Consider the following 15,608-nt stretch of genomic DNA (forward strand, 5'->3'; position numbering starts at 1 on the left):
ACACACATGCCAACAAGCCAAAACCGTTGAAACGAAGCCAAAACATCGGCGTGTTGAAACAACGCCAGTAGCGCTCAAAAAAATCGCAATCGCACAAACAACAGCAAATACGCAGCAAAAATAATCAAAAAAAATAATCAAAATACCCAAAATACGGAGTGTTGCACAAAAGATCAAAAACAAAATAAATAAAAACTCAGCAAAAACAATATGCTCGCAATATACGTGCACACAATATATATATATGCGTGCTATATATATGTATATGAGAAATAGCGAGAAAAATAGCAAGAACAACGCACACAACAACGCACACCATCATATTGTTGTGCTAACAGGCGCGGGAATATCTACCAGCGCGGGCATTCCAGATTTTCGCGGTCCAGACGGCGTATGGACCAAGCACCCAGAACAAATGAGCGTTTATGACATAGACGCATTTTTAAGCAGTAAAGAGGAACGCATATATTCTTGGCGATGGCAAAAAGAGTCGCCCGTTTGGAACGCACAGCCGGGAACAGCTCACAAAGCACTTGTAAAACTCGAGCAGGCAGGCATGCTCGACCTTATAGCCACACAAAATTTTGATGCGCTTCACGAAAAAGCTGGTAATAATCCAGACATCATAGTGAATTTGCACGGAAGCATTGGAACATCGCACTGCATGAGCTGCCACGCGAGCTATAAAACTGCCGATATTATGGCAGATTTAGATGAGCACCCGGATCCGCATTGCAGGCGCGCTCTGCCGTACCGCGGGAATATGCCTTGCAACGGTCTTATAAAAACAGACGTTGTTTATTTTGGAGAAGCACTTCCCGAAGGCGCTATGGAACGCAGTGCGCAAGCAATTATTAAAGCAGATGAATTATGGGTTATTGGCTCAACGTTAGAAGTATTTCCAGCTGCCAGCCTTGTGCCGTTAGCTGCGCGCGCAGGAGTACCGATTACGATAATGAACCTGGGCGCTACACAATATGATTATTTGGCAGAGCGTATTATTCGCGAAGATATTGCGAAAGCTCTGCCAAAATTAGTAGACGAAACTATTGCAAAGTAATTATTGCAAGGTAACAGCGATACCTTCCCAAGGCGCAAGAGTACCGTTTTTAAGCGATGCAAGCGCGTGATTTACGTCGTAGGTTGTAACCATTACGTCATGCTCTGTAAAGCTGCCAGAAGCGCGATTTTGCAACATTTTCGCACTCTGCGCAGGAATAGGCACAGTTGAATCAGTCATATTAACCATTACGAGCATGCGTTCTGTAGATTCTGAAGAAGATTCCGCATTAGATTCCGCAGAATTTGCAGCAGATTCCGCATTAGATTCCGTAGAATCTTCCTTCATCCCGCAATCAGATTTAAGCTCGCGCACAAAAGCGTACACGCACTCGTCATCCGCATCAACCAAATTCCAAGAGCCAGCAGAAACAATCGGCTCCGAATGACGAAGCGCAATCAAATACTTATAAAAAGCGTAAACGGAATCAGAATCTTCCATCTGCTCAGCCGCATTAATATCCACATAATTAGGATTCACACTAATCCACGGCTCCGCATTATTTTTCGATGCGACATTAAAAGGCATAAATCCCGCATATTTAGAAGCATTCCACTGCATTGGAGTTCGAGAATTATCGCGGCCGCGCTTTGCGAGCGCATTCATCATCGACTCAGCCGACTGAATATGCGCTTCTTCCACTCGCTGCTTAAACATGTTCAACGCTTCCAAATCGCGATACTGCTCGAGACGAGTAAAGTGCGCGTTAGTCATACCAATTTCCTCACCTTGGTACACGTAAGGTGTGCCGCGATGCATGTGAAGAAGCATTGCAATCGCCTTAGCAGAGCGCACGCGCATCTCGTCGCTAGACTCACTTCCCCAGCGAGAAAGCGCACGCGGTTGATCGTGATTATTAAAGAACAGGCTCGCCCAGCCAGCATCCGCTACCGCTTGCTGCTGCTCAGCCATCACGCGCTTTAATGCCGTAAGCTTTAGCGGCACAGGATTCCACTTAGTGCCGTTTTCGCAATCAATATCCACGTGATTAAACAGGAATAGCATGTCAAGCTCGCTGTGATCAGGGTCAGTAATATACGTGTTGCGATGCGGAGAAATTCCCGGAGCTTCGCCAACAGTAAGATAGCCTTCGCGCCCTTCGAAAACTTCTGCACGCATCTCGCGCAAGAATTCGTCTAAACGAGGGCCGTCCGAGCAGAACGGGAATGGAGAAGAATAGCCGTCGGCTCCGGCTGGCAAATCCTCAATCTTGCAACCAGCCTCACCCGGCAAACGGCCTTCCGAATCAACATGCTTTGAAATTTGCGTAATCACATCCATACGGAAGCCGTCAATTCCGCGATCCATCCACCAATTCATCATCTTGTACACGGCAGCGCGAACCGCGGGATTTTCCCAATTCAAATCTGGCTGCTTTGGAGAATACTGGTGAAGATAGTATTCGCCGCGCTTTGGATCGTACGTCCACGCGGAACCGCCAAAATACGAGCCCCACTTGTTTGGCTCCGCGCCCGGCTCACCAGGAACGCATCCTTCGCGCGCAGGTCTCCACCAATACCAATCTGCGTAATCACTAGTAGCATCCCTAGAAGCCTGGAACCAAGCATGCTCGTCAGAAGTGTGATTTACTACTAAATCCATCACAACTTTAAGCCCGCGCTCGTGAGCTCCAGCCAGAAGCTCGTCCATATCTTCCAAAGTTCCGAAAAGCGGATCAATATCTTGATAATCGGAAATATCGTAACCGTTATCGTCTTGTGGGGACTTGTAAACAGGGCTGAGCCAAAGCACGTCAACGCCTAAATCAGCCAAATAATCGAGGCGCGAAGTAATTCCCTTCAAATCACCAATGCCGTCACCGTTAGTATCTTGGAAGCTTCGCGGATAAATCTGATACACAACTGCATTCGCCCACCAAGGGTTTGGCGTAGCGCCGTTTGTGCGCACGGATTGCGGCAAGTTTGGTCTGTCAAAAGTAGTCATACATTCCCCATTTATTTATAAGTAAGTTTTACTGCCTATTTTGTATTACGAATAATTTTATATTTAATAGTATTTGTGATTTTAGACTCTAAATTCTAGCAGAATATCAGATATTGCACAGCTAATAAAAAAGCGGCCCACAGCAAAAGCCGCGAGCCGTGCCTCCTTCTCATTCATTGCAAGATCTATAGGGATGCTCTCCAAATCACTGCTGATGATGCAGCTTGAATGCAAGTTCCGCCAAATGCACGCCGTGAGTTAAGAACTCGTGAGTGCGGCAAACGTAATCATTTTCGCGACCAAGTTTCGCAATATAACCGTTGATATAATCGACTTCTGTTTTTCGGCCGCGACTCATATCTTGGTACATAGAAGGATAGTGCAAAGGATTTGCCACACGACTTACGTAATCAATAGCCTCCAGCTCCTGCTGACGCGTATTAACCATACGAATTCCGGCACGATCGCACACGTCGTACGCTTCGTTAATAAGCTGTCGAGCCATATCCATAGCTCCCGGGTAAGAAATAAACTGACCCATCTGAATCTGATACATAGTGCACAAAGTGTTAACTACGGAATTAAAGACCACCTTCGCCATGCATGTACCCTTAAAATCTTCCGTAATAGTAGGGTTCAAGCCGGCAGCTTTAAAATCGTCTCGTATAGCAAGCTCAACGTCACTCACCTGCTCGTTTAACGCGCACATGTTCATTGTGCCAACGCCAACTTTACCAATAAAATCAACGTCGCCCGGGCCGTTCAAAACGGTTGCAATCATTGCAGTTCCGCCATAAATATGGTCATCCGGGAAGTACTGCTGCAACTTTTCAAAGTGTCCCCAGCCGTTCATTGCAGCAAACACAACCTGATGCTCTTTGAACAAATGCTTGCAACGCTCCAACATTTCCGCAAGCTGCATTTGCTTCATAAACACAATCCACACGTCTGGATCACCGTCATAATCTTCAGGCGTATACATATTAATCGGCACTAAATGGCGGTTTTCATGGTCTCGGCTAACCATTACGCCGCCTTGCTCGCGAACCTTATTCACATTTTCATCCCAGGCGTCAATGAAATCAACATGAATGCCAGCCGTTTCCTGCAACAAAACGCCATAGCGATATCCCATAGCTCCCGAACCGATCATTGCATATTTCATGCCACTCATAGTGACACCTCCTTTTAGGTAAAAATGTGCTTAGGCGAGATTCATGCGTTTTACAGGAATTACGTCGAAGCGACTACAAATATTGCAAAAGCAAAAGTAAGAACGATTGCTTTTTGTTTTTATAGCATATTACTCAATTAGCGGAGATTGTCAAAAATTTTTCTGATTGCGTTTCTTATGGCGTTTCTAATTAAAAAATTATTCCGTTTTAACGGTGATTTTCAAAAAAGTTTCGCAAAACTTGTGCACATTCAGATTCACAAACCGAACCAATAACTTCCGGATAAGATCCCACGTGTGGGTCTCGTAAAATATCCCATACAGATCCGCACGCACCCAACTTTGCATCCCAAGCACCAAACATTACGCGACGAAGTCTAGTTTGTAAGATTGCTCCAGCGCACATAGGGCAAGGTTCAAGAGTTACTACCAAAGTGCAGTCAGATAAATTCCAAGATTTGCGCGAAGAAGCAGCAGATTTCATAGCGAGCACTTCTGCATGTGCTAAAGGATCATGCATTTCCTCGCGCAAGTTTGCGCCGCGGCCAATAATATTTCCGTCACCATCAAGCACAACTGCACCAACTGGAACTTCTCCAGCTTTAGCCGCTTCGACCGCCAACCGCAACGCTTCCTTCATTACGTAAGTAACGGAATCATCATTTTTGTTCATAAAATCGGCTCACACAATCAACTACACAATCAACTCACACAATCAACTCACAAATCGCAACTGCTACAGAAGTCCCGACGTAATATCGTGCAACATGAACCACTTTCGAATATCCCCAAGTTCTTCCATATGCACAGCGTGATCAAGGCCTTTGTAGCGCTTTTCTTCCAACCATGTGTGCTCCTCAAGCCAAGCGGCAGCTGCAGAAAATTCGTAAGGCGGAATCACGGCATCTTCTAAACCGTAGCCGAAAAATACAGGCGTATTGTGCTCAGCTAAATCGTCATCTTTTAAAGCAATTTCGTCTGCAGAGGCAGGAACGTTAGGAGCTATAAATCCGGAAAGCGCAACGGATGCGCGATAACGTGCAGGATTCAAGCGCAATAAATGAACTGCGAGCGCTGCTCCCTGAGAAAATCCGAATGGAACAACATCTCGATTTTCGGGAATATTCGCGCACACCCACTCGTCTATTGCGACTGCAGCAGCATACATGTCATAATCTAAATCTTCTCGCTGCGGCACAGCATCATGAAACCAACTGTACGCACCTTGCGCAAGTTTAAGCGGAGCACGTAATGAAATCGCATCATTATACGGAGCTACTATTCGCAATAAATCTAGTAAATCTTCTTCGTTAGAACCCCATCCGTGCAAGAACAGCAGCAACGGATGCGTTGGGTGCGCAGCAGCATTACCTTGTGAATATTGTGCGTGAGTTACTTTTAGCGGCTCTCCAAAACGACCCGGCACTACGTGAGATTCGCGGCCAATATGCGGTTCGTAAGAATTGATTTGCGCATTATTGCGATTTGGTTCATCGTTAGTAGACATAGTAGTCATTGCCTCACCGCCGCTTGTATAAATTGTTACGTTACAAATCTTTATTTTAATAAATATTTTGTATCAAATCATTATGATTTTCTCATTTACAGCATACACATATAAAAATTAATTAATAAAAATTAATTAATAGAAATTTAAAGAATGAATATTTTGATTTTAGTAACTTTCGAATTAAAAAGCAGAGTATCGCAAATTTAGTACGATTTGATAATTTATCAGACGTCTGACGAATTGTAACGTGCTTACTGTAACATACAAAGAAAGCCAATTCAGCCGCGATTTCAAGGAGGATATCATGCTGAAAACTGAATTCGTTGTAGGCGCGTACGCGTCACTGCCAAAATCACGCGAAGAACAACAACAATACTACGATTTACTCGGAAGTCAAAACTGGGTTGCCGGAACAGAAATCCCATACCCGGGTGATTTAGCAGATTCGCAAACCCGAGAATGGCTAGCAAACGCAATACCATCAAACTGGCACAAAAACACAATAACCGCAATTCCCGGAACAATGCGGCATATAAATTTTGATCCCGATCCAGAATTTGGCTTAGCAAGCCCGAGCGAAGAAGGGCGACTTCGCGCAATCGACTTCTTCAAAAATATTCGTAACGCAATAGCTGATTTTGCAAACCTTCGAAACAGCTGCGATATTTCGCATATTGAAATACACACGGCACCAACTCGAATAGCGCGCGCGGACGCAATGAAAAAGTCACTAGACGAGCTCGCGCAATTAGATTGGCTTGGAACAAAGCTCGTAATAGAACATTGCGACAGGTATATTGAAGGGCAAAATCCAGAAAAAGGCTTCCTTCCGCTCGAAGACGAAATTCAAATTGCAAAAGATGCAGGAATTGGAATCACAATTAATTGGGGTCGTAGCGTTGTTGAAGAACGCAATGCTAAAGCCGCTATAAATCACGTACGCGAAGCAAGAAAAGCTGGAGTGCTTAAGGGAGTAATGTTTTCGGGAGCAGGCCCAGAAGCTACGCAATACGGGTACGAATGGATTGATGGACACTTGCCTATGGCTCCAGACGAGCCAACGTCCTTAATGACTCTTGCAGAAATTCAGGAAACTGCGCGCGAAGCTTTAAAAGACGATTATTTAATCGACTATTTGGGTGCAAAAGTATGCGTACCGCAAGATTCCAGCGTTCCAGAACGCTTGAACTATTTAAAGCATATTTACGAAGCTGTAAACGCAACACAAATTGCGTGAATTAAAAACTCAATCAATCAGCAAATAAAATATATTTCTACGGATGTGACTTATGAACGAAATAAAAGATTCTCGCTCTACATATCTTGCTTTTGACATAGGCGGAACAAAAATATCTTACGGATTGGTTACATTACCGGAGTCGGCATGCAGCAAAAATATTGCAGATGCGGCTGATACAGCAACGGCAAATATTGCAGATGCTGCAGGTTGCGTTATTCCGTCCGTGCAAGAATACGGTTCAATACCAACCGAAGCGTCAAAAGGCGGCGAAAGCATAAAAAATCGTTTAGTAGAACTAGCGAAACAAATCCTGGAAAAAGCGCAAAAAAATGGCAAAACCATTAGCGGAATCGGAATCGCAGCCGCAGGAGTGCCGAATAGTAAAACTGGCGAAATAGTTGCAGCAACAGACATTCTTCCCGGTTGGCGCGGACAGCGAATTTACGACGCGTTTAAAAGCATAACTGATTTGCCAGTTTATATGATTGGAGACGTTGGCGGACACGGACTAGGGGAAGCTATTTACGGAGCTGGGCGCGGAAAATCAATCGTACTTTCCGTTGGAATAGGAACCGGCGTCGGCGGCGCAATTATTATAAACGGCAAACTTTTTACTGGAGCACACTCAGTTGCCGGTCACGCCGGTCACGTTGTTAGCGATTTGGGAGTTGGATTCGAATGCTCTTGCGGAACGCACGCTGGGCATATTGAGCCAGTTGCGTCCGGAACTGGTCTTGCAACTTTATACAACCATAATTTGCCTGCAGGTGTTCAAAAAGCAGAAAACGGGTACGAAGTATGTGTTTACGCAAACGAAGGTCAACCGCACGCTAAAGAAACGCTTGCTAAAAGCGCAAAAGCATTAGGAGAATGCATAGCTGGAATGGCGAATCTTATAGACCCGGATGTTATTGTGCTTTCGGGGTCTGTTGTAGAAGCAGGAAATATTTGGTGGGATTCAATGCGAGCTGGATTTGAAGATTCTGCTTTAGATTTGGTTAAAAGCACGCCGATTTTTAAGGGAAAGCTTGGTGGCACAGCTCCGCTTATTGGTGCTGCTTTCGCCGCTTTTACAGCTTCTCAAATTTGAAATATTTTTAAAAAGGAGAAAAACTATGAATTCTGTAGTTGAAAAAATTAAGGGCGGCTTAATTGTTAGCTGCCAAGCTTACCCTGGGGAGCCGCTTAGGCACCCGGAAACAATGGCACAAATGGCAATGGCTGCCGTAGAAGGCGGCGCTATTGGAATTAGATGCCAAGGATTGTCGGATATTTCCGCGATTAAAGGTCAAGTTGACGTTCCTGTAATCGGCATTTGGAAAGATGGCCACGATGGAGTTTATATAACACCTACTTTGCGTCATGCGCGCTGCTGTGCGGCGTCTGGAGCAGATATTATTGCGATTGACGCAACTGATAGGCCGCGTCCAGACGGGCTTACTTACGAGCAGACTGTTAGCGCTTTGCACAATGAGGGCATAGTAGTTATGGCTGATTGCGGAAACTTCGATGACGCTAAACGCGCTGCGGATTGTGGAACGGATATTATATCTACTACTTTGGCTGGTACTTCTCCAGGAAGACCGAAAACAGACGGGCCTGATTTTGAACTTTTAGGCCAGATTTTGCAAGCTTTCCCAAATTACCCTATTATTTGTGAGGGGCGTATTCACACCCCTGAGCAATTGCATGAGGTTATGCAAATGGGCGCGTGGGCTGCAGTTGTTGGGACGGCAATTACGCATCCAACGTCAATTACGCGTTGGTTTGCAGCAAAGCTTTAAAAAGAATAAAAGAATTTTCACAATCTCGACACACGCACAACTTGACATCAGACATCAGACCTCTTATGTTTAAAGTAACGTGAAAATCACACGAGCGCATAATTGAAAACTATTCACATTCAAAGATGAAATGTGAATCAACAAACTCAACGGTGAGGAGAAAACATGAAACGGATTAGCTCAAAGCTAACCACTGCAATAGCTGCAGGCCTAGCCGCATTAGTTATGCTATCTGGCTGCGGTGGAGCAAAAAATAAGTCAGCAAAAGCACATACTGCTGTAAAAGATACGATTACAGCTCAAGTTGCGTACGCAAGCCGCGATTTCGCACCATCTACAACCTCTGGCGCGTTGCCAATGGCAGCAAACTGGCATGTTACGGAGCCACTTTACGCTCTTGACTACAGCAACTTTAAAGTTTTCAACGCACTTGCAAAAGGAGAACCAAAGAAGATTTCCGACACCGAGTACGAAGTAACCATTCGCGATGCCGCTAAGTTCTCGGACGGAACAGAAGTAACTGCAAACGACGTAGTATCCTCATTCAAGCGCACAACCGCGCAAGGAAGCCTCTACATATCAATGCTCGACTTCATTGATTCCGTAGAAGCAAAAGACAATCGTCACGTAATCTTTAAGCTAAAGAAAGCCTTCCCACTGTTCAAGCAGCGTCTCGCTTTGATTCAAATTGTTCCAACCGCAAAGTCGGATGCAGACTTAAAGAATCAGCCAATCGGATCCGGCCCATGGAAGTACGTATCAATCACCGATAACCAAGTAAAGTTTGAGCGCAACGATTTGTACAACGGCAAGTACAAGGCACAAACCAAGAACATGGTTTGGAACATAACCGTTGACGATACCGCTCGCGTAACTGCTATGCAAGGCGGCAAAACAGACGTAATGGAAATGGTTCCAGCACAAGCCTTCAATACTTTGAAGTCCTCCGGTTCTGAACTTAAAACCGCTCAGGGCTTCACTCTCCCATTCGTTATGTTCAACACGAAGCAGAAGCCATTCGACGACAAGCGCGTGCGCCAAGCTGTACTCTACGCAATCGACGTAAACAAGCTCATAGCAAACCAAATGAGCGGTCAAGGCGATCCTGCAACAAGCTTCTTGCCGAAGAATTACGCAAACTACCATAAGGCAAAGAACGTATACACCAAGAACATCGACAAAGCAAAGAGCTTACTCAAGGAAGCCGGCGTAAAAGGACCTATCAAGTTCACCCTTTACACAACCGACCACACTTGGATCACCCAGCTCGCTCCGCAAATCAAGAACGATCTCGCTGAAATAGGTATGGAAGTAGACATTCAGTCTATGAAGTCTTCCGCACTTTACCCATCAATCACCGATCGCGACGACGCAAACTACTCGATGGTTTTGGCACCAGGCGACCCATCCGTATTCGGAAACGACCCAGATTTGTTGATGAGCTGGTGGTACGGAGACAACGCTTGGACCCGTCAGCGCACATTCTGGAAGACTTCCGAAGGATACACAAAACTTCACAATCTTATGGACAAGGCTTTGGCAGCTAGCACACCAGCCGAGCGCCAAAAGTATTGGAACCAGTGCTTCGACTTGATTAGCGACGAAGTTCCTCTGTACCCACTCTTCCACCGCAAGACTACGACTGCCGTAAAGAAAGGCTCTTTGGCAGAGTGGAATGCAATCGGCTCTACCGGCATCAACCTTGTAAAAGCAAAGCTTACAAAGTAGGTGCAGAACCAGAAGTATTAAATAAACGTCAATCCCCTAACCTCTAACCGCAAAACCGGCCCAACTGTTTACCTTTCTCGCTTCTGTGCAGACGGGCCGGTTTTGTTATAAAAATAACAATTTCTTCAATGGATGTGTGGATGTTTTATGAGTAATTTTCTTAGACTTTTAGGTAGGCGACTAATTGCCCTGCCGTTCATGGCATTCGGCGTTACGTTCCTCGTATTCTTCCTTATGTCATTTTCAAAATATGATCCAGCAGTTGCAGCTTTAGGCGAAAACTCGTCTCCGGCAGCGCTTGCAGCTTTCCGCCACGAAATGGGCTACGACCGCCCGTGGTGGGAACAGTTCGGATCCTACATTCTTGGTCTTTTCCAAGGAAACATGGGTGTTTACGGCGTAAATAAAGACTCCGTAGCAGAACGCGTTGCAGAAGCATTCCCAATCACTCTGCAGCTAACTTTCATCGGCTTATTAATTGCAATAATTTTTGCAGTAGTGTTTGGCGTTTTTGCAGCACTTTACCGCGATACTTGGGTTGACCAAACAGTTCGAATTCTTTCGATTATTGCAATTGCAACCCCATCCTTCTGGCTTGGTGTTCTTTTGATTTACGTTCTTCAAATTAAGCTAGCTTGGCTCCCAGGTTCCGGCGATTTTGTGCCGTTCTTTGAAGATCCAGAAGCATACATGGCAAGAATGGCAATGCCTTGCTTCGCACTAGGACTTCCAGTAGCCGGCCAGCTTACGCGAATCATACGAACCTCAATGGTAGAAGAATTGGATAAAGATTACGTACGAACCGCAATCGGCGCAGGAATTCCAAAAAGCGTAGTAGTTGCTAGAAACGTATTCCGCAACGCCCTAATCACCCCAATTACAACTTTGGGCATGAAGATTGGTTACCTTATGGGTGGCGCAATCGTTATTGAGGTTATTTTTGCTCTGCCAGGAATGGGCACGGCAATGTTCGATGGCATTAACGGCAACCAGCCAATGCTTGTGCAAGGCGTTGTACTGGTTGTTGCAATCGCATTCATCTTCATAAACATCATTGTTGATTTGCTCTACGTATTAATCAACCCAAGGATTAGGACGGTGTGACATGCTATTTGGAAAGAATCAGGTAGTAGATGCCGCATCAAAGCCAGGCATCAAGTTTAATAGATTTAACAAAATGAGCTTAGGCTCCAGAATTGCGTTCATTGTGATTGCGCTTCTAGCATTTTGCGCTATTTTCGCGCGATTTATAGCTCCGTGCGATCCAGTAAAGATTACGCAAAACTATCAAGCTCCAACAGGTGCGCATTGGTTTGGTACCGATAACCTTGGCCGAGACGTGTTCTCTAGGGTTATGTACGGCGCGCGCTATTCGCTTGTGATTGGCTTGTCATCTGTGCTTTTCGCACTGGTTATGGGAGCTATTATCGGCTCAATCGCAGCAGTAAGCCGCACCTGGATTGCTGAGCTTATAATGCGATTGATTGATATTGTAATGTCCATTCCAGGAATCGCATTAGCGGCCGTATGCCTTGCAATTCTTGGACAATCCATGATTGGCATCATCATTTCTATCGGCGTGCTTTACGTTCCACAAATCGCAAGAATTGTGCGAGCAAATATTATAAGCGAATATGGAAAAGACTACGTACGAGCAGTAATCGTTTCTGGCGCTCGAGCACCATGGATTTTACTCAAGCATGTAACCCGAAATATTGCAGCTCCAGTTATGGTGTTCACGACGCTTTGTGTTGCAGACGCAATCGTTTTCGAAGCCTCGCTTAGCTTCATTAACGCAGGTATTCCAGAGCCAACTCCAACTTGGGGCAACATTTTGTCTTCCGCAAAAGCGGGCGTTATCTTTGGATACTGGTGGCAGGCATTGTTCCCAGGCCTTGCGATTATGATTACCGTTCTGTGCTTGAACATTCTTTCTGAAGGAATTACTGACGCAATGGTTGCGGCACCAACCGCTCCAGTTTCTAAGACTGCAGCCGACGCTGATGCAGCTCGTAAGGAAGACAGGATTCTTACTGACCCAGTTGCAGCATACAAAGAGCAGCACGCAGCTTTGGTTGAATCTCTTGCGAAACTTCGCGAAGCTGAACTAAAGCGCACGGATCGTTTGCAGCCAACGTCTACAGAGCCTCCAGTTATTGAGGTTAAAGACTTGTGCATTCAGTTCCCACGCTACGGCAGCGTAAATGTTGTAGACCACTTGAGCTTCTCTGTTCGCCCAGGCGAGACAATGGGCTTGGTTGGTGAATCTGGTTGCGGTAAGTCAATCACTTCGCTGGCGATTATGGGCTTGCTTGATCCAAAAGCTAAGATTAGCGGACAAATCCTGTTTAATGGCAAGGATCTTGTAAAGCTTAGCCCAAAGGAGCACAATGCTTTGCGCGGCCACGAGATTGCAATGGTTTACCAAGATGCTTTGTCTTCCTTAAACCCATCAATGCTGATTAAAACGCAGATGAAGCAGCTAACTTCTAGAGGTGGCACTCGTAGCGCCGAAGAGTTGTTGGAGCTTGTAGGCTTGGATCCAAAGCGCACGCTTGAATCCTACCCGCACGAGCTTTCTGGCGGCCAGCGTCAGCGCGTGTTGATTGCAATGGCACTTACGCGAGATCCAAAGTTGATAATCGCAGATGAGCCAACAACCGCTTTGGACGTTACTGTTCAAAAGCAGGTGATTGACCTTCTTAACGAATTGCGCGAAAAGCTTGGATTTGCAATGGTGTTTGTAAGCCACGATTTGGCTCTTGTTGCCAAGGTTGCGCACTCGATTACCGTAATGTACGCAGGCCAGGTTGTTGAGCAAGGCTCCACTAAGGAAATCCTAACCGACCCGCATCACGAGTATACGCGTGGTTTGCTTGGCTCCGTAACCTCCATTGAGGCTGGTGCTCCAAGATTGCACCAGGTTCCAGGAACGGTTCCAAGCCCATCCGACTTCCCTAAGGGAGATCGATTCGCTCCTCGCTCTTCTCATCCAGATCAAGGACTAGACGTGCGCCCAGTAATGAAGCGCATTCCAGGAACGTGGCACTTCTACGCCGCGCCTCCAGAGCCTGAATCGGATGCACCTTCCGCAATTTTGACCGCCTCCGATCAAGGAGATGTGCGATGAACATGAATGTTAACGAAACAAACAAAGTACAGAACGAAAATGGCGATGTTCCAATCATCGAGCTGCGCGACGCCGAAGTGGTGTTCACTACTCGAGCAGGATCTGGCTTATTCCATAAGAACAAGATTACAGCCGTAAACAAGGTAAATCTTAAGCTTATGCCAGGCAAAACGATTGGTATTGTTGGTGAATCTGGTTGCGGAAAGTCTACTACTGCAAACATTATGTGCGGACTCCAGCAGGTTACGAGCGGCAAGGTTTTGTTTAAAGGGCAAGACGTTACGCACCGAACCGCAAAAGAGCGCATGGATATTGGACGCGTGGTTTCCGTTGTGTTCCAGGATCCAGCAATGGCTTTGAATGCTCGTATGAGTGTGATTGATCAGCTGATTGACCCGCTTGTTGTGCACAAGATTGGAAGCAAAGCTGAGCGCGATGCTAGAGCCAAGGAGCTAATCCGAATGGTTGGTTTGCCTCACTCTGTTCTTGGCGCTTTGCCAGGTCAGCTTTCTGGCGGCCAGCGTCAGCGTGTGGCAATCGCTCGTGCGCTTTCGCTTAATCCAGATGCAATAATCGCAGATGAGCCAACTTCTGCTTTGGATGTTTCTGTGCGTGCTCAGATTTTGAATCTTCTTTCCGACTTAAAGAAGAGGCTGAATCTTTCCATGGTGTTTATTAGCCACGATATTCAAACAATCCGCTACATATCCGACGAAGTCGTTGTTATGAATCACGGAACGATTGTTGAGCGAGGCGAAACGCATCAGGTTATTAACAATCCTCAAAATGATTACACGAAGATTCTGATGGGAGCGGCACCGTCGCTGTTGCACCCAACGGAAGAAGAGTGCAAGTAAGGTGCGTTAAATAAATCCACACAAAATCTTGGGCGGTTCACTATCCCTCACAACAAAATTCAAGCGAGCCGCCCATCTCACTCAACTAAATTACGAAAACAAAATATTAAACAAAAATTTTAAATTCGAAATTTAATATCGAAATTTAATATCGAAACTTTAAGCACGAAAGAAGTGTAATTATGACTGAAAAATTCCACGGCGTTATTCCTCCAGTTGTTACGCCATTAACTGCAGATGGCGAAGTAGACGTTGTTAGCTTTGAGCGCTCACTTAATCGCATGATTGATGCTGGAGTAGACGGCCTGTTTACACTTGGCTCTTCTGGCGAAGTGGCATTTAGCACAGATAAGCGCCGCCGTGAAATCATTGAAAACGTAATGCGCATTGTAGACGGCCGTGTGCCAGTTTTGGTTGGCTGCATTGACACGGAAACAAACCGCGTAATTGAGCACGCAAAGGAAGCCAAGGAGCTTGGGGCTTCTGCAATCGTTGCAACAGCGCCATTCTACGCACTCGGCGGCATGGCAGAAGTTGAGCGCCACTTCCGTCTTATTCACGAAGCTGTTCCAGATTTGCCATTATTTGCTTACGACATTCCAGTTTGCGTGCACACGAAACTTCCTGGCAATTTGCTTGTAAAGCTTGGAAAAGATGGCGTGCTTGCTGGCGTTAAGGATTCTTCCAACGACGACGTGTCGTTTAGGTTCCTTGTAGACGACAACAACAAGGCTGGCCACCCATTGACTTTGCTTACGGGCCAAGAGGTTGTTGTTGATGGAGCATACATGGCTGGCGCAGACGGATCTGTTCCAGGCCTTGCAAACGTTGAAGCAACTGGTTACGTGCGAATGTGGAAGGCTGCTCAGGCTGGCGATTGGGCAACGGTTAAGAAGGAGCAGGATTGGCTTGCTGCTTTGATGCGAATTGTTACCGTACCTAGCGGCGTGGCAGGCTTCGGCGCTGGCGTTGGAGCATTTAAGACCGCAATGGCATTGCTTGGCGTGTTTGACACAAATCAGATGCCAGATCCAGTTTGCCCACTTAAGGGAGAAAATGTTGAAGCCGTGGCTGGCGTTCTTAAGGAAGTTGGCTTGACTTTGGCAAAGACCCCGCAAGAAGTGAGCGATTCCACTAAGTAGCGGCTTAAGTGCGTATCTTAAGTAAAAATCATAAATAAT

General features: G+C 45.9%; 13 protein-coding genes. 9 read left to right on the plus strand and 4 right to left on the minus strand.

The window, feature by feature from the left end; translation table 11 throughout:
• Positions 1–265 precede the first annotated feature (265 nt).
• Positions 266–1,060 carry an SIR2 family NAD-dependent protein deacylase gene (locus NG78_RS05350; protein WP_032837673.1) on the plus strand — a complete coding sequence of 265 codons (795 nt, stop codon included), beginning with the start codon at positions 266–268 and terminating at the stop codon, positions 1,058–1,060.
• On the opposite strand, the gene NG78_RS05345 is transcribed toward NG78_RS05350, so the two are convergent.
• The 4 genes from NG78_RS05345 to NG78_RS05330 all read right to left on the minus strand — a co-directional run bounded on the left by NG78_RS05345 (position 1,061) and on the right by NG78_RS05330 (position 5,685).
• A complete protein-coding gene (locus NG78_RS05345) occupies positions 1,061–3,004 on the minus strand; it encodes an alpha-glucosidase (protein WP_004133801.1) in 1,944 nt (647 codons plus the stop codon). It abuts the gene before it with no gap.
• A 205-nt stretch (positions 3,005–3,209) separates the two neighbouring features.
• On the minus strand, positions 3,210–4,178 hold the full coding sequence (locus NG78_RS05340) for a ketopantoate reductase family protein (protein ID WP_004133803.1): 969 nt from the start codon (positions 4,176–4,178) through the stop codon (positions 3,210–3,212).
• A 208-nt stretch (positions 4,179–4,386) separates the two neighbouring features.
• Complete coding sequence (locus NG78_RS05335) at positions 4,387–4,851, minus strand: nucleoside deaminase (protein ID WP_004133806.1); 465 nt, start codon at positions 4,849–4,851, stop codon at positions 4,387–4,389.
• A 63-nt stretch (positions 4,852–4,914) separates the two neighbouring features.
• Positions 4,915–5,685, minus strand: coding sequence for an alpha/beta hydrolase (locus tag NG78_RS05330; RefSeq protein WP_050543412.1), 771 nt, complete (start codon positions 5,683–5,685; stop codon positions 4,915–4,917).
• Between the two features lie 307 nt (positions 5,686–5,992).
• On the opposite strand from NG78_RS05330, the gene NG78_RS05325 reads away from it, so the two are divergent.
• The 8 genes from NG78_RS05325 (at position 5,993) to NG78_RS05290 (ending at position 15,569) form a co-directional block, all read left to right on the plus strand.
• Entirely contained in the window at positions 5,993–6,925 is a 933-nt protein-coding gene (locus tag NG78_RS05325; RefSeq protein ID WP_004133817.1) for a DUF4862 family protein, read from the plus strand.
• A 52-nt stretch (positions 6,926–6,977) separates the two neighbouring features.
• Positions 6,978–8,018, plus strand: coding sequence for an ROK family protein (locus NG78_RS05320; protein WP_004133818.1), 1,041 nt, complete (start codon positions 6,978–6,980; stop codon positions 8,016–8,018).
• Positions 8,019–8,043: 25 nt separating this feature from the next.
• On the plus strand, positions 8,044–8,712 hold the full coding sequence (locus NG78_RS05315; RefSeq protein ID WP_004133822.1) for an N-acetylmannosamine-6-phosphate 2-epimerase: 669 nt from the start codon (positions 8,044–8,046) through the stop codon (positions 8,710–8,712).
• Between the two features lie 165 nt (positions 8,713–8,877).
• Entirely contained in the window at positions 8,878–10,440 is a 1,563-nt protein-coding gene (locus NG78_RS05310; RefSeq protein WP_004133823.1) for an ABC transporter substrate-binding protein, read from the plus strand.
• A gap of 198 nt (positions 10,441–10,638) precedes the next feature.
• Positions 10,639–11,544, plus strand: a complete 906-nt coding sequence (locus tag NG78_RS05305) for an ABC transporter permease (RefSeq protein WP_004133824.1) — start codon at positions 10,639–10,641, stop codon at positions 11,542–11,544.
• Position 11,545: 1 nt separating this feature from the next.
• Positions 11,546–13,570 carry a dipeptide/oligopeptide/nickel ABC transporter permease/ATP-binding protein gene (locus NG78_RS05300; RefSeq protein ID WP_004133825.1) on the plus strand — a complete coding sequence of 675 codons (2,025 nt, stop codon included), beginning with the start codon at positions 11,546–11,548 and terminating at the stop codon, positions 13,568–13,570.
• Entirely contained in the window at positions 13,567–14,427 is an 861-nt protein-coding gene (locus NG78_RS05295) for an ABC transporter ATP-binding protein (RefSeq protein ID WP_004133826.1), read from the plus strand. The genes NG78_RS05300 and NG78_RS05295 overlap by 4 nt, the downstream gene beginning before the upstream one ends.
• 182 nt (positions 14,428–14,609) lie before the next feature.
• Positions 14,610–15,569: a dihydrodipicolinate synthase family protein gene (locus NG78_RS05290; RefSeq protein ID WP_004133827.1), complete on the plus strand. Its 960-nt coding sequence runs from the start codon at positions 14,610–14,612 to the stop codon at positions 15,567–15,569.
• Positions 15,570–15,608: the final 39 nt, after the last annotated feature.

The organism is Gardnerella greenwoodii 00703Dmash (assembly GCF_000263635.1).
GTDB lineage: Bacteria > Actinomycetota > Actinomycetes > Actinomycetales > Bifidobacteriaceae > Bifidobacterium > Bifidobacterium greenwoodii.

Bases quoted from the DNA above. Each gene is read 5' to 3' on its own strand.
- NG78_RS05310 (WP_004133823.1), top strand. From the start codon at position 8,878: ATGAAACGGATTAGCTCAAAGCTAACCACTGCAATAGCTGCAGGCCTA.
- NG78_RS05300 (WP_004133825.1), top strand. From the start codon at position 11,546: ATGCTATTTGGAAAGAATCAGGTAGTAGATGCCGCATCAAAGCCAGGC.
- NG78_RS05340 (WP_004133803.1), bottom strand. From the start codon at position 4,178: ATGAGTGGCATGAAATATGCAATGATCGGTTCGGGAGCTATGGGATAT.
- NG78_RS05290 (WP_004133827.1), top strand. From the start codon at position 14,610: ATGACTGAAAAATTCCACGGCGTTATTCCTCCAGTTGTTACGCCATTA.
- NG78_RS05330 (WP_050543412.1), bottom strand. From the start codon at position 5,685: ATGTCTACTAACGATGAACCAAATCGCAATAATGCGCAAATCAATTCT.
- NG78_RS05335 (WP_004133806.1), bottom strand. From the start codon at position 4,851: ATGAACAAAAATGATGATTCCGTTACTTACGTAATGAAGGAAGCGTTG.
- NG78_RS05315 (WP_004133822.1), top strand. From the start codon at position 8,044: ATGAATTCTGTAGTTGAAAAAATTAAGGGCGGCTTAATTGTTAGCTGC.
- NG78_RS05325 (WP_004133817.1), top strand. From the start codon at position 5,993: ATGCTGAAAACTGAATTCGTTGTAGGCGCGTACGCGTCACTGCCAAAA.
- NG78_RS05320 (WP_004133818.1), top strand. From the start codon at position 6,978: ATGAACGAAATAAAAGATTCTCGCTCTACATATCTTGCTTTTGACATA.
- NG78_RS05295 (WP_004133826.1), top strand. From the start codon at position 13,567: ATGAACATGAATGTTAACGAAACAAACAAAGTACAGAACGAAAATGGC.
- NG78_RS05350 (WP_032837673.1), top strand. From the start codon at position 266: ATGAGAAATAGCGAGAAAAATAGCAAGAACAACGCACACAACAACGCA.
- NG78_RS05305 (WP_004133824.1), top strand. From the start codon at position 10,639: ATGGCATTCGGCGTTACGTTCCTCGTATTCTTCCTTATGTCATTTTCA.
- NG78_RS05345 (WP_004133801.1), bottom strand. From the start codon at position 3,004: ATGACTACTTTTGACAGACCAAACTTGCCGCAATCCGTGCGCACAAAC.